General features: G+C 70.4%; 25 protein-coding genes and 1 pseudogene. 15 read left to right on the top strand and 11 right to left on the bottom strand.

The annotated features are described in order from the left end of the window. Positions 1-7: 7 nt before the first annotated feature. Positions 8-1,567, bottom strand: coding sequence for a TldD/PmbA family protein (locus AV521_RS30090; protein ID WP_076092740.1), 1,560 nt, complete (start codon positions 1,565-1,567; stop codon positions 8-10). A 249-nt stretch (positions 1,568-1,816) separates the two neighbouring features. On the opposite strand from AV521_RS30090, the gene fabG reads away from it, so the two are divergent. From fabG to AV521_RS30105, 3 genes are all read left to right on the top strand, one after another. After that, a complete protein-coding gene (fabG, locus tag AV521_RS30095; protein ID WP_023551739.1) occupies positions 1,817-2,521 on the top strand; it encodes a 3-oxoacyl-[acyl-carrier-protein] reductase in 705 nt (234 codons plus the stop codon). Positions 2,522-2,526: 5 nt separating this feature from the next. Continuing rightward, entirely contained in the window at positions 2,527-3,294 is a 768-nt protein-coding gene (fabI, locus tag AV521_RS30100; protein WP_076092676.1) for an enoyl-ACP reductase FabI, read from the top strand. 186 nt (positions 3,295-3,480) lie between these two features. Then, on the top strand, positions 3,481-3,831 hold the full coding sequence (locus AV521_RS30105) for a hypothetical protein (RefSeq protein WP_076092742.1): 351 nt from the start codon (positions 3,481-3,483) through the stop codon (positions 3,829-3,831). Here the strand turns inward: AV521_RS30105 and AV521_RS30110 are convergent. After that, entirely contained in the window at positions 3,809-4,501 is a 693-nt protein-coding gene (locus tag AV521_RS30110; protein ID WP_076092678.1) for a FadR/GntR family transcriptional regulator, read from the bottom strand. The genes AV521_RS30105 and AV521_RS30110 overlap by 23 nt on opposite strands. Positions 4,502-4,583: 82 nt before the next feature. On the opposite strand from AV521_RS30110, the gene AV521_RS30115 reads away from it, so the two are divergent. The 4 genes from AV521_RS30115 to AV521_RS30125 all read left to right on the top strand — a co-directional run bounded on the left by AV521_RS30115 (position 4,584) and on the right by AV521_RS30125 (position 7,172). Further along, the gene (locus tag AV521_RS30115; RefSeq protein WP_371917077.1) at positions 4,584-5,951 is read left to right on the top strand and encodes a CynX/NimT family MFS transporter; all 1,368 of its coding nucleotides are present in this window, start codon (positions 4,584-4,586) and stop codon (positions 5,949-5,951) included. A 114-nt stretch (positions 5,952-6,065) separates the two neighbouring features. After that, positions 6,066-6,185, top strand: coding sequence for an SGM_5486 family transporter-associated protein (locus AV521_RS51205; RefSeq protein ID WP_023551744.1), 120 nt, complete (start codon positions 6,066-6,068; stop codon positions 6,183-6,185). Positions 6,186-6,368: 183 nt separating this feature from the next. Beyond that, positions 6,369-6,575, top strand: a complete 207-nt coding sequence (locus tag AV521_RS30120; RefSeq protein ID WP_076092680.1) for a hypothetical protein — start codon at positions 6,369-6,371, stop codon at positions 6,573-6,575. A gap of 78 nt (positions 6,576-6,653) precedes the next feature. Then, positions 6,654-7,172, top strand: a complete 519-nt coding sequence (locus tag AV521_RS30125) for a histidine phosphatase family protein (protein WP_076092682.1) — start codon at positions 6,654-6,656, stop codon at positions 7,170-7,172. A gap of 104 nt (positions 7,173-7,276) precedes the next feature. Here the strand turns inward: AV521_RS30125 and serB are convergent, their stop codons facing one another. Continuing rightward, the gene (serB, locus tag AV521_RS30130; RefSeq protein WP_076092684.1) at positions 7,277-8,500 is read right to left on the bottom strand and encodes a phosphoserine phosphatase SerB; all 1,224 of its coding nucleotides are present in this window, start codon (positions 8,498-8,500) and stop codon (positions 7,277-7,279) included. 206 nt (positions 8,501-8,706) lie between these two features. Further along, positions 8,707-10,718: pseudogene (locus AV521_RS46790) on the bottom strand (streptophobe family protein). Between the two features lie 304 nt (positions 10,719-11,022). Here AV521_RS46790 and AV521_RS30140 point away from each other — a divergent pair. After that, entirely contained in the window at positions 11,023-13,623 is a 2,601-nt protein-coding gene (locus AV521_RS30140; RefSeq protein ID WP_076092688.1) for an FHA domain-containing protein, read from the top strand. 86 nt (positions 13,624-13,709) lie between these two features. Here the strand turns inward: AV521_RS30140 and AV521_RS30145 are convergent, their stop codons facing one another. The 3 genes from AV521_RS30145 to AV521_RS30155 form a co-directional block, all read right to left on the bottom strand. Beyond that, positions 13,710-14,438 carry a transglycosylase SLT domain-containing protein gene (locus tag AV521_RS30145; protein ID WP_076092690.1) on the bottom strand — a complete coding sequence of 243 codons (729 nt, stop codon included), beginning with the start codon at positions 14,436-14,438 and terminating at the stop codon, positions 13,710-13,712. A gap of 296 nt (positions 14,439-14,734) precedes the next feature. After that, complete coding sequence (locus tag AV521_RS30150; RefSeq protein ID WP_076092692.1) at positions 14,735-15,817, bottom strand: S-adenosylmethionine:tRNA ribosyltransferase-isomerase; 1,083 nt, start codon at positions 15,815-15,817, stop codon at positions 14,735-14,737. Further along, complete coding sequence (locus AV521_RS30155) at positions 15,814-16,509, bottom strand: SDR family oxidoreductase (protein WP_076092694.1); 696 nt, start codon at positions 16,507-16,509, stop codon at positions 15,814-15,816. Before AV521_RS30155 ends, AV521_RS30150 begins: the two co-directional genes overlap by 4 nt. Positions 16,510-16,738: 229 nt before the next feature. On the opposite strand from AV521_RS30155, the gene AV521_RS30160 reads away from it, so the two are divergent. From AV521_RS30160 to AV521_RS30170, 3 genes are all read left to right on the top strand, one after another. Next, positions 16,739-17,884 (top strand): GAF domain-containing sensor histidine kinase, encoded by a 1,146-nt coding sequence (locus tag AV521_RS30160; protein WP_076092696.1) that lies wholly within the window; start codon positions 16,739-16,741, stop codon positions 17,882-17,884. Next, positions 17,877-18,518 carry a response regulator transcription factor gene (locus AV521_RS30165; protein ID WP_076092698.1) on the top strand — a complete coding sequence of 214 codons (642 nt, stop codon included), beginning with the start codon at positions 17,877-17,879 and terminating at the stop codon, positions 18,516-18,518. The genes AV521_RS30160 and AV521_RS30165 overlap by 8 nt, the downstream gene beginning before the upstream one ends. A gap of 171 nt (positions 18,519-18,689) precedes the next feature. Next, the gene (locus AV521_RS30170) at positions 18,690-18,935 is read left to right on the top strand and encodes a chaplin (protein WP_076092700.1); all 246 of its coding nucleotides are present in this window, start codon (positions 18,690-18,692) and stop codon (positions 18,933-18,935) included. Between the two features lie 71 nt (positions 18,936-19,006). Here AV521_RS30170 and AV521_RS30175 read toward each other — a convergent pair whose 3' ends face one another. Further along, positions 19,007-19,795: a hypothetical protein gene (locus AV521_RS30175; RefSeq protein WP_076092702.1), complete on the bottom strand. Its 789-nt coding sequence runs from the start codon at positions 19,793-19,795 to the stop codon at positions 19,007-19,009. A 149-nt stretch (positions 19,796-19,944) separates the two neighbouring features. Between AV521_RS30175 and AV521_RS30180 the strand changes: the two genes are divergently transcribed. The 3 genes from AV521_RS30180 (at position 19,945) to AV521_RS30190 (ending at position 22,299) form a co-directional block, all read left to right on the top strand. After that, a complete protein-coding gene (locus AV521_RS30180; protein WP_076092704.1) occupies positions 19,945-20,736 on the top strand; it encodes an ABC transporter ATP-binding protein in 792 nt (263 codons plus the stop codon). Between the two features lie 60 nt (positions 20,737-20,796). Further along, the gene (locus AV521_RS30185) at positions 20,797-21,228 is read left to right on the top strand and encodes an NfeD family protein (protein WP_076092706.1); all 432 of its coding nucleotides are present in this window, start codon (positions 20,797-20,799) and stop codon (positions 21,226-21,228) included. 111 nt (positions 21,229-21,339) lie between these two features. Then, positions 21,340-22,299, top strand: a complete 960-nt coding sequence (locus AV521_RS30190; protein WP_076092708.1) for an SPFH domain-containing protein — start codon at positions 21,340-21,342, stop codon at positions 22,297-22,299. Between the two features lie 115 nt (positions 22,300-22,414). On the opposite strand, the gene AV521_RS30195 is transcribed toward AV521_RS30190, so the two are convergent. The 3 genes from AV521_RS30195 to AV521_RS30205 form a co-directional block, all read right to left on the bottom strand. Next, positions 22,415-22,921, bottom strand: a complete 507-nt coding sequence (locus AV521_RS30195) for an HNH endonuclease (protein ID WP_076092710.1) — start codon at positions 22,919-22,921, stop codon at positions 22,415-22,417. Between the two features lie 186 nt (positions 22,922-23,107). Beyond that, positions 23,108-23,647: a YbhB/YbcL family Raf kinase inhibitor-like protein gene (locus AV521_RS30200; protein WP_076092712.1), complete on the bottom strand. Its 540-nt coding sequence runs from the start codon at positions 23,645-23,647 to the stop codon at positions 23,108-23,110. Between the two features lie 45 nt (positions 23,648-23,692). After that, positions 23,693-24,475 carry a sporulation protein gene (locus AV521_RS30205; protein WP_076092714.1) on the bottom strand — a complete coding sequence of 261 codons (783 nt, stop codon included), beginning with the start codon at positions 24,473-24,475 and terminating at the stop codon, positions 23,693-23,695. A gap of 100 nt (positions 24,476-24,575) precedes the next feature. Between AV521_RS30205 and AV521_RS30210 the strand changes: the two genes are divergently transcribed. Further along, the gene (locus AV521_RS30210) at positions 24,576-25,226 is read left to right on the top strand and encodes a DNA-3-methyladenine glycosylase (RefSeq protein ID WP_076092716.1); all 651 of its coding nucleotides are present in this window, start codon (positions 24,576-24,578) and stop codon (positions 25,224-25,226) included. Positions 25,227-25,598 lie beyond the last annotated feature (372 nt).

The raw sequence follows: 25,598 nt of genomic DNA on the forward strand, positions 1-25,598 counted from the left end.
CGCCCTCTCAGGCGCGGCCGGACTCGTTCGCAGTGTTCAGGATATTTACACTCCGAAACATTGCTGACGGGCATCCGTGAGACACGGAAGCGACCTGCCCAGGTTGGGCCTTTCCGCAGTTGAATGCCCCTCCTAGTACGTAGGTCTGGGGGCCTCCGACAGCTTCCATCGAGCCCCAGAACTGGGGGGTTACCCCCTGATATGCAAAGTCCTTAACCTGTCCCTCAAGGCGGCCGTTCCGGATCATGTATGCCCTCTGACCCGTAAATTGGAAGTTGTACCGCTGCATGTCGATCGACCAGGACCGGTCGCCGACCACGTAGATGCCCCGGTCGACACCGCCGATCAGGTCCTCGGTCGACAGCCCGGCGGGATCCGGCTGCAGCGACACGTTGGCCATGCGCTGCACCGGTACGTGCGCGGGGGAGTCGGCGTACGCGCAGCCGTTGGAGCGGGCGAACCCGGTGAGCCGCGCGATCCGCCGGTCCAGCTGGTAGCCGACCAGTGTGCCGTCCTTCACCAGGTCCCAGGACTGCGCCTCGACGCCCTCGTCGTCGTACCCGATGGTCGCGAGGCCGTGTTCGGCGGTGCGGTCGCCGGTGACGTTCATCAGCTCGGAGCCGTATCTCAGCTTGCCCAGCTGGTCGAAGGTGGCGAAGGAGGTGCCGGCGTAGGCGGCCTCGTAGCCGAGCGCGCGGTCCAGCTCGGTGGCGTGGCCGATGGACTCGTGGATGGTCAGCCACAGGTTGGACGGGTCGACCACCAGGTCGTACAGGCCCGGCTCCACGCTCGGCGCCCGCATCTTCTCGGCGAGCAGCTCCGGGATCCGCTCCAGCTCCGAGTCCCAGTCCCAGCCGGTGCCGGTCAGATACTCCCAGCCCCGCCCGGCCGGCGGCGCGAGGGTTCGCATCGAGTCGAACTCGCCGCTCGACTCGTCCACCGACACCGCGGTCAACTCCGGGTGCAGACGCACCCGTTGCTGGGTCGTCACGGTCCCGGCGGTGTCGGCGTAGAACTTGTTCTCGTGCACGGTGAGCAGTGAGGCGTCCACATGGCTGACGCCGTTGGCGGCCAGCAGCCGTGTGCTCCACTCCGCCAGCAGCGCGGCCTTCGCCTCGTCGGGCACGGAGAACGGGTCGATCTCGTACGACGACACCCACGTCCGGTCCGTGTGCACCGGCTCGTCGGCCAGCTCGACCCTCCCCCACTGCCCGAAAGGCGTGGGAGGTACCCCCACGTCCGCCCCTGCGGCCTTGATGACCTGCGCGGACAGCTTGGCCATGGCCACCGCCTGGGAGGCCACCCGGGCCGCCGCGTCCATGGTCAGGTCCACACCGGAGGCGAAGCCCCACGTACCGCCGTGCACGACCCTGACCGCGTACCCGAGGTCGGTGGTGTCCGACGATCCGGCGGGTTTGGCGTCCCGCAGCCGCCAGGACGCGCTGCGCACCCGCTCGAACCGGAAGTCCGCGTGCTCGGCCCCGAGCGCACGCGCGCGTGCCAGCGCGGCGTCGGCGAGGGCCCGTAGGGGAAGCGCCGTGAAGGCTTCGTCGATGGAATGGGGCACGGAGGTCTCCCTGCTGTCGTGGCCTGTCGGTCCGATCATGTCGTGGCGGCGGTCCGGCGGACCACACCTTTCCGGCCCGGAGCGGGGGCGTTTCTGTAGGGATCCGACAGCGACTCCCCCGAGCCACTGTCGGTGCCCGATTGCCCACGGACCCGGCCGGACCGATAGGTTTCCGATGAAGCCGCCTGTCATCCAGGTGTTCGGGCGGGTGTCGGAACATCTGCAGACCGCTATCGAAAGGGTGATCCGTTGAGCCGCTCGGTTCTCGTCACCGGAGGCAACCGGGGCATCGGCCTCGCCATCGCCCGCGCATTCGCCGACGCCGGCGACAAGGTCGCGATCACGTACCGCTCGGGTGAGCCGCCGGCCGGCTTTCTGGCCGTCAAGTGCGACATCACCGACCCGGAGCAGGTGGAGCAGGCCTACAAGGAGATCGAGGACCAGCACGGTCCGGTCGAGGTCCTGGTCGCCAACGCGGGCGTGACCAAGGACCAGCTCCTGATGCGCATGTCCGAGGACGATTTCACCTCGGTCATCGACACCAACCTCACTGGCACCTTCCGGGTCGTCAAGCGGGCCAACCGTGGCATGCTGCGCGCCAAGAAGGGCCGCGTCGTCCTGATCTCGTCCGTGGTCGGCCTGCTCGGCTCCGCGGGGCAGGCGAACTACGCCGCCTCCAAGGCCGCCCTGGTCGGCTTCGCGCGCTCTCTCGCCCGTGAGCTGGGCTCGCGCAACATCACCTTCAACGTCGTCGCGCCCGGTTTCGTCGACACCGACATGACCAAGGTGCTCAGCGACGAGCAGCGCCAGAACATCGTCTCGCAGGTGCCGCTCGGCCGTTACGCGCAGCCGGAGGAGATCGCCGCGACGGTGCGGTTCCTCGCCTCGGACGACGCCTCGTACATCACTGGAGCCGTCATCCCCGTTGACGGCGGACTGGGAATGGGTCACTGATCACCATGAGTGGAATCCTCGAGGGCAAGCGCATCCTGATCACCGGTGTGCTGATGGAGTCCTCCATCGCCTTCCACGCGGCCAAGCTGGCCCAGGAGCAGGGCGCGGAGATCATCCTGACCGCGTTCCCGCGGCCCACGCTGACCGAGCGCATCGCCAAGAAGCTGCCGAAGCCCACCAAGGTCATCGAGCTGGACGTCACCAACGACGAGCACCTGGGCCGGCTGGCCGACATCGTCGGCGAGGAACTGGGCGGCCTCGACGGCGTCGTGCACTCCATCGGCTTCGCGCCGCAGGACGCGCTCGGCGGCAACTTCCTCAACACGCCGTTCGAGTCCGTGGCCACCGCCATGCACGTCTCGGCGTACTCCCTGAAGTCGCTGACCATGGCCTGCCTGCCGCTGATGCAGAACGGTGGCTCGGTCGTCGGCCTCACCTTCGACGCGCAGTACGCCTGGCCGCAGTACGACTGGATGGGCCCGGCCAAGGCCGCCCTGGAGGCGACCAACCGCTACATGGCGCGCGATCTGGGCAAGCAGAACATCCGCTGCAACCTCATCTCCGCGGGTCCGATCGGCTCCATGGCCGCCAAGTCCATCCCGGGCTTCGCCGAGCTGGCCTCCGTGTGGGACTCCCGCGCCCCGCTGGAGTGGGACCTGAAGGACCCGGAGCCGGCCGGCCGCGGCATCGTCGCCCTGCTGAGCGACTGGTTCCCGAAGACCACCGGCGAGATCATCCACGTCGACGGCGGTCTGCACGCCATCGGAGCCTGATCTTCGCAGAACACAGCAGAACACAGCAGAACACAGGTGACGCCTCGTTTCCCGCAGTGCGCGGGGAGCGGGGCGTCACTCGTTCGGTTCACCGGCCGGGCGCCCACCGGTGCGGGCGGCGCACTCTGAATTACGCGTTCATCCACGCGCCCCTCGCAGCCCGGCCGAGGAGGTCCCCTGGTGCGCCTGCGCCTGTCTCGCAGCCTGGCCCCGGTGACCCTGGCCGCGGCCCTCGTGCTCTCCCTGCCGTACGACGCGATGCCCTACGCGCGCGTGGACGACGGAGAGCCACCCGCGCCGAGCCTCTTCGGGGCCGCCTGCCGTACGGCCGTCCGCGGCTCCCATGTGGTGGCCTACTGCCACAATCCCTATGTCGACACCGATCGCGTGCGGCTGCACATCGAGTGCGCCCGCTGGTGGGACATCGACACCGACAGCGCACCGGTCGACACCGGGCCCGCCATGACCGTACGGCTCAAGGGCCGGTGCTGGAAGGAAGTCCGCTCGGCCTGGATCAGCCACCAGAACGAGCACTGAACCGGCCCGGCCGGCACAGGAACGGATAGCTCGCGGCCTCGGCGGCCGCCGCCTCCGCGTCCCCGGTACGGATCGCGTCCACCAGGCGTGTGTGATCCATGTGCGTCTCCGGTGTCAGCTCCGCGCCCACGTCCGCGCGCAGCCAGTCCCGCAGCACCTCGCCCAGATCGGCGTACATCGCCGTCATCACATCGTTGTGGGAGGCGGCCACGACGGCCATGTGGAAGGTGGCGTCGGCCGTCACGAAAGCCTCCGCGTCGCCCCTCTCCCAGGCCTCCTCGCGTCGCTCCATGAGCGCGTCCAGCTGTTTGAGGTCCTTCTCGGTGCGCCGCTCGGCGGCCAGCTTCGCCGCGGCCGACTCCAGAGCCGCGCGCAGCTCCGCGATGTGCCGGGGGTCGGCATCGGCGAACCGGCGGTGCATCACACCGGCCAGCTCGCTCGTCGCCACCACATAGGTGCCGGAGCCCTGCCGGATGTCCAGCAGACCGTTGTGCGCGAGCGCGCGGACGGCCTCGCGGACGGTGTTACGGGCGACACCGAGCTGCTCGACCAGCTCCGGTTCCGTCGGAATGCGCGAGCCGACCGGCCACTCGCCGGAGGTGATCTGGCCTCGCAGTGCGGCGATGACCTGCTCGGACAGGGCCGAACGGCGTGGATGGCTCAAGGGCATGGCACACCTTCGCACGACAGTCCCGGGCCTGGACGTTCCGGGGATGGACAACCAATCATCCCATGATTCTATGATGGGTTTCATGGCATGTGAGGAAACCAGGACAGTGGAGACCCGTACGGCGATGTCGCCGACCGAACGCGGTACGGCCCCCGCGACGCACACACCCGAGACAGCGCCCGGCGCGGGCCGCACGCGCGCGTGGGCGACCCGCCTGGTCGTCGTGGGCATCGTGTTGTCCGCGCTGAACCTCCGCCCGGCCATCACGAGCCTCGGCGCGCTCCTGGAGGAGGTCCGCGACGGGCTCGGCATGAGCGGCAGCGTGGCTGGCCTGCTCACCTCCGTACCCCCGCTCTGCTTCGCGGTCTTCGGCGTCACTGCCCCCCGGCTCGCCCGCCGCTTCGGGGCGGCCGCCGTGGTGTGCGCGGGCATGGCCGCCATCACCGCGGGCCTGCTCATACGCCCCTTCGCCGGCGGCACGGCCGGATTCCTGGCCGCCAGCGCGCTCGCCCTGATGGGCATCGCCGTCAGCAACGTGCTGATGCCGGTCATCGTCAAGCGCTGGTTCCCCGACCGGGTCGGCTCCATGACCGGCCTGTACTCGATGGCGCTCGCCCTCGGCACGTCCCTCGCCGCCGCGGTGACCGTGCCCCTGACCGACGCGATGGGCGGCAGCTGGCAGTCCGGCCTCGCCGTGTGGGCCGTCATCGCGGGCGCCGCCGTCCTGCCCTGGCTACCGCTCGTACGGGACCGCGGCAGCGCGCCCGCACAGTCGCAGGACCGTCCGGCGAAGGCACAGCACGCGCCCGTGACGCAGCAGGCGCCCGTGACGCAGCAGGCGCCTGTGACGCAGCAGGTGCCGGTGCGTATCACCCGCAGCCGCACCGCCTGGGCGCTCGCCGTCTTCTTCGGTCTCCAGGCCACCGCCGCCTACATCACCATGGGCTGGATGCCGCAGATCTTCCGGGACGCCGGTGTTCCGGCCGGCACCGCGGGCGTACTGCTCGCGGTCACCATGGTGATGGGCGTACCGCTGGCCTTCGTCATCCCGCGGGTCGCCACCCGGCTGCCCCAGCAGGGGCCGATCGTGCTGGTCCTGGGCGTGTGCGGGCTCGCCGGATACGCCGGCCTGTACCTCGCGCCCGCCGCCGGCGCCTGGGCCTGGGCCCTGCTGCTCGGTGTCTCCAACTGCGCCTTCCCGCTGGCCCTGACGATGGTCGGGATGCGGGCCCGCAGTGGGCCGGGTGTGGCCCAGCTGTCCGCGTTCGCGCAGAGCACCGGCTATCTGATCTCCATCCCCGGCCCGCTGCTGGTCGGTGTGCTCTACCAGCGGAGCAGCGGCTGGGGGCTGCCGATCGCCCTCATGGCGGCCCTGATGGTGCCGCAGATGGTGGTCGGTTTCCTGGCGGGCCGCGACCGCACGGTGGAGGACGAGGCAGCCACGCGCTGACCCTGCGGGGGACCCTGGACGCGGCGGCGCGCTGACCACCGCGGAAGGGGCTCGCAGGGGCGACGCGCCGACCCCTCCCGGCGGGGGCCGGAGGGAGGGTGCGAGACTGGGCGCATGCAGCCTGTGCTCGACCCGAACCCGCAGAACGGTCAGAAGAAGATGCTGCTCGTCTTCGGCTCGTTCTTCGCCATCTTCGTGATCATCGCCGTCATCGCGACCCTCGCCTCCCCGTGACGGCGGTGTCCCGGACCGCGTCTCCGCGCGGACGGTGGGGCTAGCCCCACCATCCCCTAGGGGGTGAGGGTCAGGGTCAACTGGGTGGAAGTCCGGATGGGTTGGCGGCCCCGGATTCCGTAGCTTCGAGATGTGACCGCAGCACGCGGTCACGGACCCGCTCGAAGACCCACGGAGGCGATCATGTCGGCCCGCACCCACTCCCGGCCCCATCCGGCGACCACGGGCGGCGTGGACATCCGGCTGCCCTGGTGGGCTCTCGCCCTGCCCGCGCTCGCCTTCATCGCGCTGCTCGTGCTGATACTTAACCCGTCGGACGCGCACGCGGCGAGCGGCGACCCGGCGATCACGCACCTCGTCGAGCGCGCCCAGCAGCTCCTCGCGCGCTGACCCGGAGCCCCTGTGCGCGGTGAAGCCGCATGTCAACTCCCTGCACCGCATGGACCGTTTCATGCGAAGCTGGGCGCCATGAGCGTTGAAGAACCTCGCAGGATCGTCCTCCTCCGACACGCGAAGGCCGACTGGGGCCAGGAAGCCGACCACGAACGGCCCCTCGCCGAGCGCGGCCGTCAGGACGCCCCCGTCGCGGGCCGCAAGCTGGCGGACACCGGGATCGCCTTCGACCTGGCTCTGTGCTCCACCGCGGTCCGGACCCGGGAGACCTGGAAGCTCGCCGTCCAGGAGCTTCCGCAGCGGCCGAGGACCGTCTACGAGGAGCGGGTCTACGAGGCATCCCTGGGCGAGCTCATCGCCCTGCTCAACGAGACACCGGACGACGTGCGCAACCTCGTCCTGATCGGCCACAACCCGGGCGTCCACGCTCTCGCCGACGCCCTCGCGGGAGAGGCCGAGGGCGATGTCCTCGCGCGGATGAACCGCAGCGGCTTCCCGACCTCCGCCTACGCGATGCTCACCTTCGAGGGCTCCTGGAAGTCCGTGGAACACGGCGTGGGCAAGCTGGTCGATTTCTGGGCCCCGCACAGCTGACGGACAGCCGACGGACCAAGGGCCCGGCGCCACGCGGCCGGGACCGGGCCCTGCCGGATCCGGGCGATCGGACGGGCCTGCCGTAGCCGGGTGATCGGACCCGCTCAGCCCTCGTCGTGCGTGTCGGCCGCCTCGACCTCTTCGCGGGTGACGCCCAGCAGATACAGCACTGTGTCGAGGAAGGGGAAGTTCACCGCCGTGTGTGCCGCCTCGCGGACCACCGGCTTGGCGTTGAAGGCGACGCCCAGACCGGCCGCGTTCAGCATGTCCAGGTCGTTGGCACCGTCGCCGATCGCCACCGTCTGCGACAGCGGCACCCCGGCCTCCGCGGCGAACCGGCGCAGCAGCCGCGCCTTGCCCGCGCGGTCCACGATCTCGCCGGTGACCCGCCCGGTGAGCTTGCCGTCGACGATCTCCAGCGTGTTGGCCTGCGCGAAGTCCAAGCCCAACCGTTCCTTCAGATCGTCCGTGACCTGGGTGAAGCCACCCGAGACGACCCCGACCTGGTAACCGAGCCGCTTCAGCGTGCGGATCAGGGTGCGGGCACCCGGCGTCAGCCGGACCTCGTTGCGCACCTTCTCCACCACCGAGACGTCCAGTCCCTTCAGCAGCGCCACCCGCGCGTGCAGCGACTGCTCGAAGTCAAGCTCCCCGCGCATCGCCGCCGCCGTGACCTCGGCCACCTGGTCCTCGCAGCCGGCGTGCGCCGCGAACAGCTCGATGACCTCGTCCTGGATCAGGGTCGAGTCCACGTCCATCACCACGAGCCGCTGGGCGCGCCGGTGCAGCCCCGCCGACACCACGGCCACGTCGACACCCAGTGCCGCCGCGTCGGACGCGAGCGCGGTGCGCAGCGGCGCGGTCTCCACACCGGAGACCGCGAACTCCACGGCTGTCACCGGGTACTTGGCGAGCCGGAAGATTCGGTCGATGTTGCCGCCGGTCTTGGCGATCCGAGCGGCGATGGCGGCCGTCGACTCGGCGGTCAGCGGATGGCCGAGGACGGTCACCAGCGAACGCCCGAGGCCGCGCGGCTGGTTGTCGCCGTGCCCCGAGATGATCTCCGCCTGCATCTTCATCGACTCGGCCCAGCTGTGCACGGTGGCCCGCAGATCGCCCTCCAGACCGGCCGGCGGCTGGGTCACCAGCGCGCACAGGACCAGACGGCCCCGGGTGACGACCTGCTCGATGTCGACCACATCGACGAGGTACGCGGCGAGGGTGTCGAAGAGGCCCGCCGTGATGCCCGGCCGGTCCTTGCCGAAGATCTTGACGAGGAGAGTGGGGACCTCGGGGGTCTGTGAAGCAGAGGTCTGCGAAGCGCTCATGGTGTCACCACCGTATCCGGCACCCAGTGCCGTCCGCCGCCGAGGTCCGCCTGACGGACACGGAACAATGGATGTCGCGCCGGTGTCAGGGATCTTGCCATCGGGAGACGCCCGCGCCCGACACACAGCGGCCCCCGTCTCCACCTCGACTGTGCCACGAGAAGCCCTGACGGGCAGGGTCGGGGCGAAGGCGGGTGTGGTGCCGGTCACCCGCGGTGCTTCGGCTTCCCCGGCGGTCCATCGTCCGGCGGTTCCTCGCGCAGGTCCTCCGGCACCTGGAGGTCCTCCGGGATCCGGAGACAGGGATTCGCGTCCGGGGTCGGCGGCCGATACGGCGTACTCGGCACGTACGGCTCGGGACCGCCGCCGTGTCCATGGCGCCCGGCGTTCCCGCCCCCGGAGCCGCTGCGGGGAGAGCACCCCGCCGCGCCCCCGTACACCGACGAGCCCCCGCCCTCGCCCATGCGGGTGTCCCCTCGATGTCCGAGCCCCTCCTCCTCGCCCTGCCCGGCCACCATCACCCCCGCCGCCCCCGCCGCCCCGGCGCCCGCGCCCCGCGCCCCTGTACTTCGACGAGCCTCCGCCCTCGCCCATGCGGGTGTCCCCTCGATGTCCGAGCCCCTCCTCCTCGTCCTGCCCGGTCATCATCACCCCCGGCACTCCGGCGCCCCGGCGCCCGCGCCCCGCGCCCCTGTACTTCGACGAGCCTCCGCCCTCGCCCATGCAGGTGTCCCCTCGATGTCCGAGCCCCTCCTCCTCGCCCTGCCCGGTCATCATCACCCCCCCGCTCCGCCCCCACCGCTCCCACACCACCCGCGCCCCCGCCGCGCCGCTCGCCACGCCGCCACTGCACCGAACGCCCCCGCGCCAGCGCCCCACGCCGCGCCGAGCAGCAGGGCCGTACCGAGATGGCCGTGCAGTTCGAGGCCCGAGCCGAAAGCGTCGAAGCCCGGCACGGGCAAGGACGCGGTCACGGACGCGTCTGTCAGGTGGGCGAGCAGGGGCAGGGCGACCGCGGTGGCGACGCCGAGGCGCACCGCGCACCGAGCGGCCAGCCCGCGGGCGCTGTCGGGCGGTCGCAGTCCGATGGCACGGTCGGACGGCCCGGGTCCGAAGGCGCTGCCCGGCGGCCCAAGCCCAAGGACCCTGTCGGACGGCCGTAGCCCGAGGGCGTCATCCGGCAGTCGTACCACCGGCGTGCGGACGGCCGTCAGGACGCCGGTCAGCAGCATGGTCGGCGCCGCCGTCACGGCCAGTAGCCAGCCCCGGCCGTCCAGCTCGGCCAGTCGGCCCAGCGTCACCGCAGGCTGGTCGGAGCGTGCGCCGAGGAACTGGTCCAGCGGGTGGGGAGGAACCCGGCGAGGGCGCCGGCGGCATGGCCGTTCCAGGGGACGAAGAGGCCGAGCGGGAGGCAGAGCCAGACGCCGTTCGGCGCGCCGAGCAGGGCCGCGCCGGCGATCCGCCCCGGATGGCCGTCGTCGATCGCCGCCTACGCCGCCTACGCCGCCGCCGCGAGCCCCGCCGCAACGGCCACCAGCAGCACGGTGACGAGCGCCGAGACCGTCGGCCGTACCACCCGGTGCACGGCGGACCAGCCGGGCGGGAAGCGCGGGAGGCGAGCAGGGCCATCAGCAGGACACCGGCACGCCAGCCCACGCCGCCGAGGAGCGTGGCCGCAGTGTCCATGGTGAAGCCGACCGCGGCCCTGGCATGGACGAGACGTCCGATCCGTTCCGGCCCGAGCGTGCCGCCGTCGACGGTGACGACGCCGTGACCGGCCCGGGCGAGAGCTCCCAGCAGCGCCCGCGAAGGGCACGACCACCGTGCCCGCGCGGGCGAGGAGTTCGGCGGGGGAAACGACAACTCCGGCTGTGTGCAGGGACCGTAGGACGAACCAGGACAACAGCAGGGCACCGACCGGGCTCACCCCGAGTGGCGTGATTTCGATGGTGGTGTGAAGGTCGTCGCCTTTCACACCGAAGGCGGACACAGTGCCCGACGGTGCGACCGAACCATCTGCCCCGAGTGCCACAACGGCGGCCGTCATGGGGCCCGGTGAGCCCGCTGCGTTCGCCCTCAGGAGGTGCAGGCCGAGCGCTGCCGTGCCCGTCATCCCCGTCAACGCCCAGCTCACCGAGGCGATCGCGGACAGCAGGACGGCCTTCCAGGGCACCGCCGCAGCGCGCCGCACGCTCCCGCCACTTGCGGCAGCCTTCATGACAGCCCCCCGATTTTCACGGCGGACCCCCTGATTTCACGGCGGACTCCCCGGTCCGCTCTCATCGCAGACCCCCGGTTCGCGGCGCGACACCGCCTCCGAGGCTGTCCCCCTCGCCGGGATTACCACTCTCCGGCCCGGTTTCAACCCCGTCCACGGGGCGAGTTGGAGCGCGTGAGGGCGCTCGTGACAAGGCCCGGCTTTCGGTCAGGGGGCGGAGCCTGAAATAGTTCCCCACGATGTTCGACATCCCTAGACTCCCTGCGATGGGGGTAACTCGGGGGACAACTCAGTGGGGCATGGAGTGCCGGAACTCGTACTGGAATCAAACGGACAGACCTGGACGCTCGACCCGTCCAGGCCTTACACCCTCGGGCGCGACCCGCAGGGTGACATCGTCTTCGACGACGCCAGGGTGTCCTGGCGGCACGCCACGGTCAGCTTCAACGGCCGCAGTTGGGTGATCGAGGACCACGGCAGCACCAACGGCACGTTCGTGCAGGGGCGGCGGATCCAGCAGGTGGAGATCGGGCCGGGCGCGTCGCTGCACCTCGGCAACGCGACCGACGGACCGCGGCTGAACCTGTCCGGCGCCGCGGTGGGCCAACAGGAGCCGGCGCCGTACGCCGCGCAGGGCGCCGGTGCGCCGGGCTGGGCCCAGCAGGCAGCCGCAGCCCAGCCGCAGGCACCGGCCCCCCAGCAGGCCGTACCGCAGCAGGCCGTACCGCACCGGGCGCCGGCGCAGCCGCAGGCCCCGCAGCCGGACTGGCAGCAGCAGGCGGCGCCCGCGTTTCCGCACCAGCAGTCGGCTCCCGCCGATCAGTACGCGCAGCAGGCACCCGGTGGTGGCGCGGGGGCGCCGCCGGTTCACGGCGACCGCAGCCCGACCACGTTCCACCAGTTCGCCGTCGGCCGGGTGATGCGCATCGGCCGTGCTCTGGAGAACGAGCTGGTCGTCTCCGACCTGCAAGTCTCCCGCCACCACGCCGAGTTCCACGCCACGCCCGACGGCCGCCTGGAGATCCGCGACCTCGGCTCGCACAACGGCACCTACGTCAACGGCCAGCCGATCCCCAAGGGCGGCTCGGTGCAGCTGGGCCCGGCCGACATCGTCGGCGTCGGCCACTCCACCTTCCGTATCGTCGGCGACCGGCTTGAGGAGTTCGTCGACACCGGTGAGGTCTCCTTCTCCGCGCGCCATCTGACCGTCACGGTCGACGGCGGCAAGCAGATCCTGAAGGACGTCTCCTTCGGCGTCCCGGAGAAGTCCCTGGTCGCGGTCATCGGCCCGTCCGGTTCCGGCAAGTCGACCCTGCTGAAGGCGCTCACCGGCTACCGGCCCGCAAACCAGGGCGAGGTGCTGTACGACAACCGCAACCTGTACAAGCAGTTCGCGGAGCTGCGCCAGCGCATCGGTCTGGTCCCGCAGGACGACATCCTGCACAAGGAGCTGACCGTAAAGAAGGCCCTGAAGTACGCGGCCAAGCTGCGCTTCCCCGCCGACACCACGGCGCAGGAGCGCGAGGCCCGTATCGACGAGGTGCTGCGCGAGCTCAAGCTGGACATCCACAAGGAGAAGAAGGTCACCTCCCTCTCCGGCGGCCAGCGCAAGCGTGTCTCGGTGGCCCTGGAGCTGCTCACCAAGCCGTCGCTGATCTTCCTGGACGAGCCGACGTCCGGCCTCGACCCGGGCATGGACCGCGATGTCATGCAGCTGCTGCGCGGCCTCGCCGACGACGGCCGTACGGTCCTCGTGGTCACCCACTCGGTGGCCGAGCTGGCCCTGTGCGACAAGCTGCTGGTGATGGCGCCGGGCGGCTCGGTGGCCTACTTCGGCCCGCCGGAGGAGGCGCTGAACTTCTTCGGCTACGACACCTGGGCCGATGTCTTCTCGGCCTTCGAGAACTACCGCGACTACGACTGGGCGGGCCGCTGGAAGGGCTCGCAGCACTACCAGATGTACGCCGCGGACATTGACTCCGTCGCCCCGCAGTCGGTCCACCACATGCCTCCGCCGCAGGCCATCAGGCCCCCGAAGCCGCAGGCCTGGGGCTCGCAGCTGCTGACCCTGATCCGGCGCTATGTGTCGGTCATCGCCTCCGACCGGGGCTTCCTGTTGCTGTCGGTGGTCCTGCCGGCGGTCCTCGGCGTGGTCAGCCTGCCGATCCAGCACAGCAAGGGTCTGCTGGTCAACGGGGCGATCAACCCGCAGACCGGCCTCCACGTCCCCAACAGCACGGCCACGGTGGTACTGCTGGTCCTCGCGGTCGGCGCGTGCTTCGCGGGCGCCGCGAACTCCGTGCGTGAGCTGATCAAGGAACGGGTGATCTACGAGCGCGAACGGGCGACCGGTCTGTCCCGGTCGGCGTATCTGATGTCCAAGGTGGTCGTGCTCGGCGCCGTCACCCTGCTGCAGGGACTGATGGTCGGCCTGATCGGCTTCTCCAGCCGTGCCGTCCCCGACCAGGGACTCATCCTCGGCAGCTCCACCCTCCTGGAACTGTGCCTGCCGATCATGGCCCTCGGCTTCACCTCGATGATGGTGGGCCTGGTGATCTCCTCGCTGGTGAAGACCGCCGAGAAGACCATGCCGCTGCTGGTGATGTTCGCGATCATCCAGGTCGTGTTCACCGGCTGCCTCTTCACCCTGCACGGCACGCTCGGTGTGGACGAGGTCTCGTACCTGATGCCGTCGCGCTGGGGCGTGGCCGCCGCCGGCACCTCGCTGGACTTCAACAACATCGCCCCGAACACCGACAACCCGGGCAGCACCGACCCGCTGTGGAACCACACGGCCGGCGCCTGGACCATGGACATGATCATCCTGATCCTGCTCGGTGTGATCTGCGGCTTCTTCGTGGCCCGCTTCCTGCGCCGCCACGAGCCGGAGGTCATGCGCAAGTAACCGCTGCGCAGGTTTCGCAATGCCGAAGGGCGGCACCCCGCAACGGGGTGCCGCCCTTCCGCGTACGTCAGAGGTCCGCGCCGACCTCAGTACGCGCTGTTGACGTTGTCCATCGAGCCGTACCGGTGGGCCGCGTAGTTGGCGGCGGCGGTGATGTTGGCGACCGGGTCGTAGATGTTCCACGACGTGCCGGACACGTGGTACGAGTTGAAGGTCGGCTGGATGACCTGGAGCAGGCCCTTGGACGGGACGCCGTTGATGGCGTTGATGTCCCAGTTGTTGATGGCCATCGGGTTGCCCGAGGACTCCCGCATGATGTTGCGGTGCAGGCCGCTGTAGGAGCCCGGGATGTTGTGCTGCTTCATGATGTCCAGCGCCTGCCGGATCCAGCCGTCGAGGTTGTCCGCGTACGTCTTCGCGGCGACGGGCTGTATGTCGAGACGCTCGGTGGAGCGGCTCGCCGTCTGCTGGGCGGCGCGCTCCTGCGCGGCCTTCTTGGCCGCGGCAGCGGCGTCGGCGGCCTTCTTCGAGGCGGCGGCCTCGTCGGCGGCCTTCTTCTGCGCGGCGAACGTGTCGAGCTTGACCGACTCGGTGGCGAGCTGGTCGGTGACCGTGCCCTTGACGTTCTTCAGCTGCGTGCCGGTGGCGACCTTCGCGTCGGCGACCGGGGCGCCGTTGATGACGGTGCCCGTGTTGCCGGGGACGGCCGAGAGGGCCACGGCGGCTGCACCGAGAGCGGCGACACCGGCGATGGCGATCTTGCCCTGCTTCGTCAGGGCGCGACTATGAGCTCGGTTGAGAACGTTCTTGGGCATGGCTGATGGACCTCTCGTGAGCGCGGAGGTCGCTCCTGCGTCCGCCGGGGGAATCGGTTCCTCCCGCACGAACCGGGGTCCGATGACCCGCGGCGCTGAGCGACGGGAGCAATTCTTAGCGGCCGCAAAATGCCCAGGCAAAGGTGTGACGTACGATCCCCGATAGTGGATCAGGGAAGGGCAAAACGGGACAGACTGGACCGTCTGTCCCGTTCATAAAGGGCGGTTTATCTCCTATCGCCCTTCGTACGTGATGTGGGCCCTATGTGCGGGCTCACATCGAAGACGTAACAGTTTCACCAGGAGTTGCCGTCGCAACGCTCTGTGTGAGGGTGCTCCTCCGGGAGGATGAGGTGGACGTCCCCGAACTCGTGCCACAGGTAGAGCCCCCGCAGCGCCTCCTCGTACGCACGGCCGACCCAGGCCCGCCCCGCGACCGCCTCCAGCATCAGCAGATGCGAGGCCTCCGGCTCGTGCAGCCCGGTCAGCAGCCCGTCCACCGCCCGCACCCCGCGCTCCGGCGTCACAACCAGGTCGGTCCACCCCTCGGCCGCCCGCACCACCCCGTCAGGACCGGCCGCCGACTCCACGGCCCGCACAGCCGTCGTACCGACCGCGACGACCCTTCCCCCGCCCGCCCTGACGGCGTTGACCAGCCGCGCGGAGGCCTCCGGCACCGCGAACCGCTCCGGATACGGCGGCTCGTGCGCCTCCGCCGACGCCACCCCCGTGTGCAGCGTGATCGGCGCGAACTGCACCCCCCGGCTCACCAGCTCCGCCACCAGCCGCGCGGTGAACGGCCGCGCCGCACTCGGCATCTCCGCACTGCCCACCCCGTCCGGCGACGGCAGCGCGAACACCGTCTGGTACGCCGAGAGCGGCTGATCCCGCTCTGTATAGGAGTAACGAATGGGCCGCCCGTACGCGCGCAGCACCCCGAGAACGTCCCCGGCCGCCCGCGCCCACCACAGCCGCTCCCCGTGCGGGCTCAACGGCTCCTCCAGCACCAGCCGCCCCGCCCCCGGCAGCTCCACCTCCGTACCCGCACGCGTACCCGTACGCGCGCGCGTGGTGCCCCGCCCGTCCGGTTCCCGCAGCTCGACCGCCCACCGGCCGTCGTCCCCGCGCGTGGAGAAATGCACCACCACGCGCGCGTGCCCGATCCGCCCGTCCACCGCCGAGGCCAGCGTGGGCGAGGTGTTCACCACGAGCAGGTCCCCGGCCCGCAGCAGCCGCGGCAACTCGGGGAACGCGTGATGCGTCACCTCCTCACCGCGCGACACGAGCAGCCGTACGGCGTCCCGGTCCAGCCCCGGACCGCGCTGCTCGGCGGGCACGCGCGCGGACAGCCCTTCCGGCACCCGCGTGAACGTCCTCACCGCTCCTCCAGCAGCGCCGGCGCCCCGTACCGCCCACTGGCCGGCCGTTCTTCGAGCAACCGCAGGAACGCCGGTACGACCGTGGCCGGCGCCGGACGCGGATCGTCGTCGTCGGGTACGGCCGCCGCGTACAGGCCGGTCGCCATGTCCCCGGGATCCACCGCCCACACCCGCAGGCCGGGCTCCTCCACGGCCAGCACCGCCGCGAGCTGGTCCAGGGCCGCCTTCGAGGCGCCGTAGCCGCCCCATGTCGCATACGCCTCGGCCGCCGCGTCCGAGCTGACCGCGACCACCGTGCCGGCCGGCGACTCGCGCAGCAGCGGCAGCGCCTCCCGCACCAGGCCCAGCGCGGCCACCACGTTCACCTCCAGCGCCCGCCGCAGCCCCTCCAGCGGCAGCTCGGCCAGCCGGACCAGCGGCTCGGCACCCAGCGCGCTCGCATTGCTCACCAGCAGATCGACACCGCCCAGCCGGCCCGCGCCCGCCACCAGCGCGGCCCGGTGCCCGGCATCCGTCACATCCCCGGCCAGCGCCTCCACGCGCGTGCCGTGCCCGGCGACGCTCTCCGCGGCCTCCTTGAGGGCCGCGGCACCCCGGGCGTCCAGCACCAGATCCCAGCCCCGCGCCGCCAGCGCCTCGGCGAGCGCCCGCCCGAGGCCCTTCGAGGCTCCCGTGATGATCGCTACCGGCATGACTACCGTCCCCTCGTCGCCCACCGTCCACCGCCGGACGGTGACCACAACGTAGGAACGGCACCGCCCCGGCCGCCTCGGACGCGGGCCGCAAAACAGAGGGGCCCTTCGGCGTACACCGCAGGCCCGGGGCCCGGGGACCTACCCCGGCGGCCCTAGGACCAGCGGACCGGGCCCGGCCGTCACAGGTCCGATCCCCGCTGTCACACCCCGCCGGTACCGTGAGGTCATGAGTCAAGGCCCCCGGTCCGGCCTCGCCGCGGTCAGTTCCGCGCTGCTGGCCATGAGCAGGCATCTGGAGGTGCGCGACGTCCTCAAGACGATCGTCTCCTCCGCCCGCGAACTGCTCGACGCGCAGTACGCAGCCCTCGGCGTCCCGGACGACCACGGCGGCTTCGCCCAGTTCGTCGTCGACGGCGTCAGCGACGCCCAGTGGAAGGCCATCGGCCCGCTGCCCCGGCAGCACGGCATCCTCGCCTCGATGCTGCACGAGGCCCGCCCCGAGCGCCTCGCCGACGTGCGCAAGGACCCCCGCTTCGAAGGCTGGCCGGCCGCGCACCCGGACCTGGCCGACTTCCTCGGCCTGCCCATCCGCGACGGCGACGAGGTCATGGGCGCACTGTTCCTCGCCAATAAGAACTGCCCCAAACCGGAGGGGAGTTGCGGCTTCACCGAGGAGGACGAGGAACTGCTTGCCACCCTCGCCCAGCACGCCGCCATCGCCCTCACCAACGCCCGGCTCTACGAACGCAGCCGCGAACTCACCATCGCCGAGGAGCGCTCCCGCCTCGCCCATGAACTGCACGACGCGGTCAGCCAGAAGCTCTTCTCGCTGCGCCTGACCGCCCAGGCCGCGGCGGCCCTCGTCGACCGCGACCCCGCCCGTGCCAAGGGCGAACTGCACCAGGTCGCCGCCCTCGCCGCCGAGGCGGTCGACGAACTGCGTGCCGCCGTCGTGGAGTTGCGCCCAGCCGCCCTGGACGAGGACGGCCTGATCGCCACCCTGCGCACCCAGATCCAGGTGCTCGACCGCGCCCACACCGCGCGCGTGACCTTCGCCGGCAACGGCTTCCGCGCCCTGCCCGCCGCCCAGGAGGAGGCCCTGCTCCGGGTCGCCCAGGAGGCCCTGCACAACGCACTGCGCCACTCCGGCGCCGCACACGTGGACGTGAGCGTCGGCCGGCGCGGCAGCGGAGCCGTACTGCGCGTCACCGACGACGGAGGCGGCTTCGACCCGAAGGCGGTCCGCCGCGCCGGCCGGCATCTGGGCCTGGTCTCGATGCGGGACCGCGCCAACGGTGTCGGCGGCACGCTGACCGTGGAATCGGTGCCCGGCAAGGGCACCACGATCGAGATGGAGGTCCCCGGTGGCTGACGCGATCAGGGTGCTGCTCGTCGACGACCACCAGGTCGTCCGCCGGGGCCTGCGCACCTTCCTGGAAGTCCAGGACGACATAGAGGTCGTCGGCGAGGCCGCCGACGGCGCCGAGGGCGTCGCCCGCGCCGAGGAACTGCGACCGGACGTCGTGCTGATGGACGTCAAGATGCCGGGCATGGACGGCATCGACGCCCTGCGTCGGCTGCGCGAACTCGACAACCCCGCGCGCGTGCTGATCGTCACCAGCTTCACCGAGCAGCGCACGGTCGTACCGGCCCTGCGCGCGGGCGCCGCCGGATACGTCTACAAGGACGTGGACCCCGACGCCCTCGCCGGCGCCATCCGCTCCGTGCACGCCGGACACATCCTGCTCCAGCCGGAGGTCGCCGGCGCCCTGCTCTCCCAGGAGGAGAACAACTCCGCCCAGAGCAGAGGCGGTTCACTCACCGAGCGGGAGCGCGAGGTGCTCGACCTGATCGCGGACGGCCGCTCCAACCGCGAGATCGCCCGCGCCCTCGTGCTGTCCGAGAAGACCGTCAAGACGCATGTCTCCAACATCCTGATGAAGCTCGACCTCGCCGACCGGACGCAGGCGGCGCTGTGGGCCGTTCGCCATGGCGTGACCGGCTGATACGCCCTCACCAACGCATCACCGGGGGCAACCGGAAGGGTCAGGCTATGGACTGAGATTCATACCGTCGTGGGAATGTCCCCCGGACGGCGCAACCACCGCCGATCTCCGCCGTTCTCCAGTGCGTGCTGCGGCGAACCGCCGCGGTGAACGTCTAGGAGGGGTTGGAAAGTGAAGAACCTGAAGAAGGTCGCGGCCGTGACGATGGTGGCCGGTGGCCTGGTGGCCGCCGGAGCGGGGATGGCCTCCGCCACGGAGGGCGCCCACGCCTGCGGTGACGCCCAGGGCTCCCCGGGCGTCGTCTCGGGCAACGTCATCCAGGCCCCGGTGCACGTCCCGGTGAACGTGGTCGGCAACAGCGTGAGCGTGGTCGGCCTGCTCAACCCGGCCTTCGGCAACAGCGGCATCAACTACTGAGGTCCCGCAGCCAACGACCACAGGCCTCCCGGGCACACCGGGAGGCCTGTCGGCTTGCTGCGGGCCGGCCTTCAGCCCGCCCCCCGCTCCCGCTCCTCCACCATGGAGTTGTACGCCGCGACCTGCGCCCGACGGGCCGTCCGCTCCACCGGCCGCAGCGCCTCGGACCGCGCGGCCATCTCGGCGGACGTGACCGCCGCACCGTGCCCGTTGTCGTACGCCAGCGACACCAGCAGCGCGACCCGCTGCGCCAGCTCCAACACCCGCACCGCACGCGGCGGATAACCGGGCGCGAGCACCTCCTGCCCGCGCTCGGCCCGCGCCCGGTACGCGTCGATCGCCGCCTCGGCCACCGGACCCGACCCGGCGACATCCAGCTTCGACAGCACCAGGGTCGCCTCGCGCAGCGCCTCCGCCAGCTCCCGCTCGGCCTCACCCAGCGAGGGCACGTCCGCGGGCGGCGCCTCCCGCACCGGCAGTACATGCCAGACCACCTCGGCGTGTACATCACCGACGGGCCCGGCCTCGTACACCTCAGGCACCAGACCGAACGCGGCCCCGAAGCACACCACCGCCTCCTCGGCGTCCAGGGCCCGCGCGTTGAACTCCGGCGGCCCGCTCAGGCCCAGTGGATGCCCCGGCGCGGGCAGCGCCACCCGCAGACCGGTCACCCCCAGCGTGCGCAGCCGCCCCAGCGCGAGCGTGAGCCCGACCGGCGCGGACTCCCCGGGCAGCCCCTCCACTCGGTGCACCGTGTCCTCGCCCACAATGGCGAGCACGGCGTCATCCGGTGAGACAAGTCCGGCCAAAAGGGCATTTCCCCAAGCGGCGAGGCGTCCTGAACGCGGTTCCGAGAGCATGCCCCCACCCTAAGGACCGGACCGCAGGAATGGACCGGCGCACTCGTGGCGTAGATTTCATAAGGGCTGCGCCCACCGGCGTGGCGGACCGACCCACTGGCGACTGCGACAGCCGACACCGGCACACTGCAAGGGGAGACAACGCGCTCATGAGCGATGTTCTGGAGCTTCAGGACGTATCCGTGGTCCGCGAGGGCCGGGCTCTGGTGGACCAGGTCTCCTGGTCGGTGAAGGAGGGTGAGCGCTGGGTCATCCTCGGCCCCAACGGCGCCGGCAAGACCACCCTCCTGAACGTCGCCTCCAGCTACCTCTTCCCCAGCAAGGGCACCGCCACCATCCTCGGCGACACCCTCGGCAAGGTCGACGTCTTCGAGCTGCGTCCGCGCATCGGCATGGCCGGCATCGCCATGACCGAGAAGCTCCCCAAGAGCCAGACCGTCCTCCAGACCGTCCTCACCGCCGCCTACGGCATGACCGCCGGCTGGCACGAGGAGTACGACGAGGTCGACGAGCAGCGCGCCCGCGCCTTCCTCGACCGCCTCGGCATGACCGACTACCTCGACCGGAAGTTCGGCACCCTCTCCGAGGGCGAGCGCAAGCGCACCCTGATCGCACGCGCCCTGATGACCGACCCCGAGCTGCTCCTGCTCGACGAGCCCGCCGCCGGCCTCGACCTCGGCGGCCGCGAGGACCTGGTCCGCCGCCTCGGCCGACTCGCCCGCGACCCCATCGCCCCCTCGATGATCATGGTCACGCACCACGTCGAGGAGATCGCCCCGGGCTTCACCCACGTCCTCATGATCCGCCAGGGCAAGGTCCTCGCCGCCGGCCCGATCGAGCTGGAACTGTCCTCCCGCAACCTCTCCCGCTGCTTCGGCCTCCCGCTCGTCGTCGAGCAGGTCGGCGACCGCTGGACCGCCCAGGGCCTGCCGCTGTCCTGACCCCTCGGCGCTTCGCCTCGCGCCCTGTCCGCCGCCCGACCACGGCCCTACCATGACCGTGTGGACGACATCGACGCATGGGTGTGGTGGCTTGTCGGCGCGGCGGCGCTCGGAATCCCGCTCGTGGTCACCGCGATGCCCGAGTTCGGCATGCTCGCGGTGGGAGCCGTCGCGGCCGCCGTCGTGGCCGGACTCGGCTTCGGCGCCGTGATCCAGGTCCTCACGTTCGTCGTCGTCTCCGTCGCACTCATCGCCGTCGTCCGCCCCATCGCGGCCCGGCACAGCAGACAACGCCCCCAACTCGCCACCGGCGTCGACGCCTTGAAGGGCAAGCAGGCAGTCGTCCTGGAACGCGTCGACGGCTCCGGCGGCCGTATCAAGCTCGCCGGAGAGATCTGGTCGGCCCGCTCCCTCGACACCGGCCGCGCCTACGAGGTGGGTCAGGAAGTGGACGTCGTGGACATCGAAGGGGCCACCGCCATCGTCATCTGAGGCATCCGGCCCACGAGTTGGGCGAAGGTCTGTCAGACTCGACCAGCAAGATCTTCTGCAACCATGTGATCTGCCGAAGGCGCCGAGGCGGAGAGGGGTACGGGGAACACGATGGAACCGGTCATCATCGTCCTGATCATTCTGGTGGTGTTGGTCTTCATCGCCCTGATCAAGACCATCCAGGTCATCCCACAGGCCAGCGCCGCCATCGTCGAGCGCTTCGGCCGCTACACACGGACCCTGAACGCGGGCCTGAACATCGTGGTCCCGTTCATCGACACCATCCGCAACCGTATCGACCTACGTGAACAGGTCGTACCGTTCCCGCCCCAGCCGGTGATCACCCAGGACAACCTGGTCGTCAACATCGACACGGTCATCTACTACCAGGTGACGGACGCCCGCGCGGCCACCTACGAAGTCGCCAGCTACATCCAGGCGATCGAGCAGCTGACGGTCACCACGCTCCGCAACATCATCGGCGGCATGGACCTCGAACGCACCCTGACCTCCCGCGAGGAGATCAACGCCGCCCTGCGCGGCGTCCTCGACGAGGCGACGGGCAAGTGGGGCATCCGCGTCAACCGCGTCGAGCTGAAGGCCATCGAGCCCCCGACCTCCATCCAGGACTCGATGGAGAAGCAGATGCGCGCCGACCGTGACAAGCGCGCCGCGATCCTCACCGCCGAAGGTACGCGCCAGGCAGCCATCCTCACCGCCGAAGGTGAGAAGCAGTCCCAGATCCTGCGCGCCGAGGGTGAGGCCAAGGCAGCGGCGCTCCGCGCGGAAGGTGAGGCCCAGGCGGTCCGCACGGTCTTCGAGGCCATCCACGCCGGCGACCCGGACCAGAAGCTCCTGAGCTACCAGTACCTCCAGATGCTCCCGAAGATCGCCGAGGGCGACGCCAACAAGCTCTGGATCGTCCCCAGCGAAATCGGCGACGCCCTCAAGGGCCTCTCCGGCGCCATGGGCAACTTCGGCCCCCTGGGCGGCGGTTCGGGCAACAACGGCAAGTCCGTCCCACCCCAGAACAACGGCCCGGACCGCTGGGAAAAGCCGAACATCGACTGAGGGCTGCTTCTACGACGCCGAGTTCTGCCGCGCCTCGATGGGGCGCGGCAGAACTGCGCGAGCAACGCGATACGACCTGCAGCCGACGTACGACTCACGCCTCCAGGGCGAATAGTCAGGCAGCATCCCGAGCCAACCACTCGGGCAGAGCCTCGAACTCCTCGGCGCCCAGCGCGAGCAACATCGCATCGGCCGGCGTCGGCTCAAACGGCTCCCGGAGAAGCTCCATACCGGCCTGCTGCGGAGTCCGGTCGGCCTTCCGGTGATTGTCCTCCGCGCACGCGGCCACCGTATTCAGCCACGTGTCCTGCCCACCCTGTGCCCGCGGCAGCACATGGTCCACGGTCGTGGCCCTGCGCCCGCAGTACGCGCACCGGTGCCGGTCACGGACCAGCACACCCCGCCTCGACCACGGAGCTTGTCTTCGAAACGGCACCCGTACGTATCTGCACAACCTGATCACCCGAGGCGCGGGTATGTCCACATCGGCACCGCGCATACGCAGCTCGGGATGGGCCTGCTCGACGACGGCCTTGTCCTGGAGCACCAGAACGACGGCTCGATTCAACGTCACCGTCGACAGCGGCTCGAAGCTCGCGTTCAGAACCAGCGTGTCCCGCATCCAGCCCACCTCCCGTGCGCACCTGCCCACCCCCCGGCGGGCTTCGGATCAACTCTGGACGGGCGCGCCGAGATGGACAACGCAATAAAAAATGCCCGCCTCCGATCACTTCCAAGACCGGAGGCGGGCAAACGTTCAATGAACGCTCGGCTGAATCCGTACTATGCGGTCAGCCCTGCTATGCGGTCAGCCCCGCGCGGGATTCTCGTACTCACCGATGAGCTGGGCCCGCGCGATCGCGTGGAACCGCAGATTGAAGCCGACGACGGCGGGCGAGACATCGGCATCCGGACCGAGCTTCTCCTGGTCCACCGCGTACACCGTGAAGACATAGCGGTGCGGCCCGTCCCCGGGCGGCGGCGCGGCACCGCCGAAGTCCTTCGAGCCGTAGTCGTTGCGCACATGCACCGCGCCCTCGGGCAGGCCCTCGAACTTGCCACTGCCCGCGCCTGCCGGCAGCTCCGTCACGGAGGCCGGGATGTCGAACAGGACCCAGTGCCAGAACCCGCTGCCGGTGGGCGCGTCGGGGTCGTAGCAGGTCACGGCGAAGCTCTTGGTCTGCGGCGGGAAACCCTCCCAGCGCAGTTGCGGAGAGGTGTTGCCCTCCGCGTGGACCTGTGCGCTCCTGAGCGTCGCCCCCTCCTCGATGTCCGCGCTCGTCACGGTGAACGACGGCACGGGTGGATGGAAGTCGTGGGGGAGCGGCCGCCGCTTGAGCTCGGTCACCTCGGTACCTCCTGATCGATGATCTGGAACCAGCAGTTCCCGAGCCTAGAACCAGTTGCGCCTGCTGCCGACCTCGGACAGCCACTGGTTCAGATAAGCCGCCCAGTCGGTCCCCATCCAGTCGTGCTGCCCCACCTGGAAGGACCGGTAGGTGTCCGAGCCCTCCGTGAACAGACCCGGCTTCTTGTCCATCTCCAGTACGACGTCCATCGCGTGCTCGTCGGCCACGAAGCTCAGCTCGACCTGGTTCAGACCCCGGTACCGCGACGGCGGGTGGAACTCGATCTCCTGGTAGAAGGGGAGCGTCTGCCGCGTGCCCCGGATGTGACCGCGCTCCATGTCCGCGTTCTTGAATCGGAAGCCCAGCCGGATGAAGGCGTCCAGGATGGCCTTCTGCGCCGGCAACGGGTGGACATTGATCGGGTCAAGATCGCCCGAGTCCACGGCCCGAGCGATCGCCAGCTCGGTCGTCACGCCGATGTGCATCCCGCGCAGCGCCTGCCCGTCGATCATGGTGACCGGCGTCTCCCAGGGGATCTCCAGCCCGAACGGCACCGCGTGCGCGGCACCGGCCTGCAGCTCGAAGGCACCGCCGAGCCGCACCTTCGTGAACTCGATGTCCTGCTTGTACTCCTGGTCGCCGCTCTCCACCTCGACCTTGGCCTGCAGTCCGACGGACAGCCCCTCGATGGCCTGGTTCACCGAACCGCCCTGGATGCGCACCTCACCCTGGACGACACCGCCCGGCACGGCATTCACCTCGGTCAGCACCGTCTCGACCGACGCCCCACCGGCACCGAGGCTCGCGAGCAGCTTCTTGAACGCCATTGACTCTCCCTTTACGAAGGACCCTCGACCCCTACAAACGCGATGTGCCCTCGACCGGTTCCGCCGGCCCGGTGCCCCGGCTGCACTACCCTCGGTCGGCATGATCGCGCCCCCGGACCGTATGCCACTGCCCCGAGAGTTCTTCGACCGCCCGGTCCTCGACGTGGCACCGGACCTGCTCGGCCGCATCCTGGTGCGTACGACCCCCGACGGCCCGATCGCCCTGCGCCTCACAGAGGTCGAGGCGTACGACGGCCCGAACGACCCCGGCTCACACGCCTACCGCGGCCGCACCGCCCGCAACGCGGTGATGTTCGGCCCGCCCGGACATGTGTACGTCTACTTCACCTACGGCATGTGGCACTGCATGAACCTCGTCTGCGGACCAGAGGGCCGGGCGAGCGCCGTTCTGCTCCGAGCCGGCGAGGTCGTCGAGGGCGTCGAACTGGCCCGCAAACGGCGACTTTCGGCCCGGAGTGACAAGGAACTGGCCAAGGGTCCGGCCCGCCTGGCGACGGCCCTGGAAGTCGACCGCGCCCTGGACGGCACGGACGCGTGCGCCGGCGGCGAGACCCCGCTGCGGATGCTGACGGGCACGCCCGTACCCGCTGACCAGGTACGAAGCGGCCCGCGCACCGGAGTCTCCGGCGACGGCGGGAACGGGGACATCCATCCCTGGCGCTACTGGGTGGCCAACGACCCGACGGTGAGCCCCTATCGGGCCCATGTGCCGAGGCGCCGCTCAAGTTGACGCGCCTTGCGAAGGTGCGTAACGTATCCCGAGCCGCTGAACCGGGTACGGCAATCGCCTGCAGCCGGAGCGGCCACCCCACTACTCAGCTACAGCCCCTCAGCGGGGTCGATTTCGGTGCGCCCGTATGCCCGAATTCGAAGCCGCGAGACTCGATTATGAGTCGCCGAGAGAATGAGCTAACGTAGTGAATGTCGAAAGGGCGGACGGCGAAAGCCGAAAACCTCGAAGACATCCCGCCGACAGGGAATCAGACACCGAAAGGATCTGATAGAGTCGGAAACACCGAAGGGAAGCGCCCGGAGGAAAGCCCGAGAGGGTGAGTACAAAGGAAGCGACCGTTCCTTGAGAACTCAACAGCGTGCCAAAAAT

Origin of the sequence: Streptomyces sp. IMTB 2501, assembly GCF_001953885.1 — a bacterium.
GTDB lineage: Bacteria > Actinomycetota > Actinomycetes > Streptomycetales > Streptomycetaceae > Streptomyces.

Coding starts and splice junctions, on each gene's coding strand:
- fabI (WP_076092676.1), top strand. CDS start 2,527: ATGAGTGGAATCCTCGAGGGCAAGCGCATCCTGATCACCGGTGTGCTG.
- AV521_RS30110 (WP_076092678.1), bottom strand. CDS start 4,501: ATGCCCTTGAGCCATCCACGCCGTTCGGCCCTGTCCGAGCAGGTCATC.
- AV521_RS30115 (WP_371917077.1), top strand. CDS start 4,584: ATGGCATGTGAGGAAACCAGGACAGTGGAGACCCGTACGGCGATGTCG.
- AV521_RS51205 (WP_023551744.1), top strand. CDS start 6,066: ATGCAGCCTGTGCTCGACCCGAACCCGCAGAACGGTCAGAAGAAGATG.
- AV521_RS30120 (WP_076092680.1), top strand. CDS start 6,369: ATGTCGGCCCGCACCCACTCCCGGCCCCATCCGGCGACCACGGGCGGC.
- AV521_RS30125 (WP_076092682.1), top strand. CDS start 6,654: ATGAGCGTTGAAGAACCTCGCAGGATCGTCCTCCTCCGACACGCGAAG.
- serB (WP_076092684.1), bottom strand. CDS start 8,500: ATGAGCGCTTCGCAGACCTCTGCTTCACAGACCCCCGAGGTCCCCACT.
- AV521_RS30145 (WP_076092690.1), bottom strand. CDS start 14,438: ATGCCCAAGAACGTTCTCAACCGAGCTCATAGTCGCGCCCTGACGAAG.
- AV521_RS30155 (WP_076092694.1), bottom strand. CDS start 16,509: ATGCCGGTAGCGATCATCACGGGAGCCTCGAAGGGCCTCGGGCGGGCG.
- AV521_RS30160 (WP_076092696.1), top strand. CDS start 16,739: ATGAGTCAAGGCCCCCGGTCCGGCCTCGCCGCGGTCAGTTCCGCGCTG.
- AV521_RS30175 (WP_076092702.1), bottom strand. CDS start 19,795: ATGCTCTCGGAACCGCGTTCAGGACGCCTCGCCGCTTGGGGAAATGCC.
- AV521_RS30180 (WP_076092704.1), top strand. CDS start 19,945: ATGAGCGATGTTCTGGAGCTTCAGGACGTATCCGTGGTCCGCGAGGGC.
- AV521_RS30190 (WP_076092708.1), top strand. CDS start 21,340: ATGGAACCGGTCATCATCGTCCTGATCATTCTGGTGGTGTTGGTCTTC.
- AV521_RS30195 (WP_076092710.1), bottom strand. CDS start 22,921: ATGCGGGACACGCTGGTTCTGAACGCGAGCTTCGAGCCGCTGTCGACG.
- AV521_RS30205 (WP_076092714.1), bottom strand. CDS start 24,475: ATGGCGTTCAAGAAGCTGCTCGCGAGCCTCGGTGCCGGTGGGGCGTCG.
- AV521_RS30210 (WP_076092716.1), top strand. CDS start 24,576: ATGATCGCGCCCCCGGACCGTATGCCACTGCCCCGAGAGTTCTTCGAC.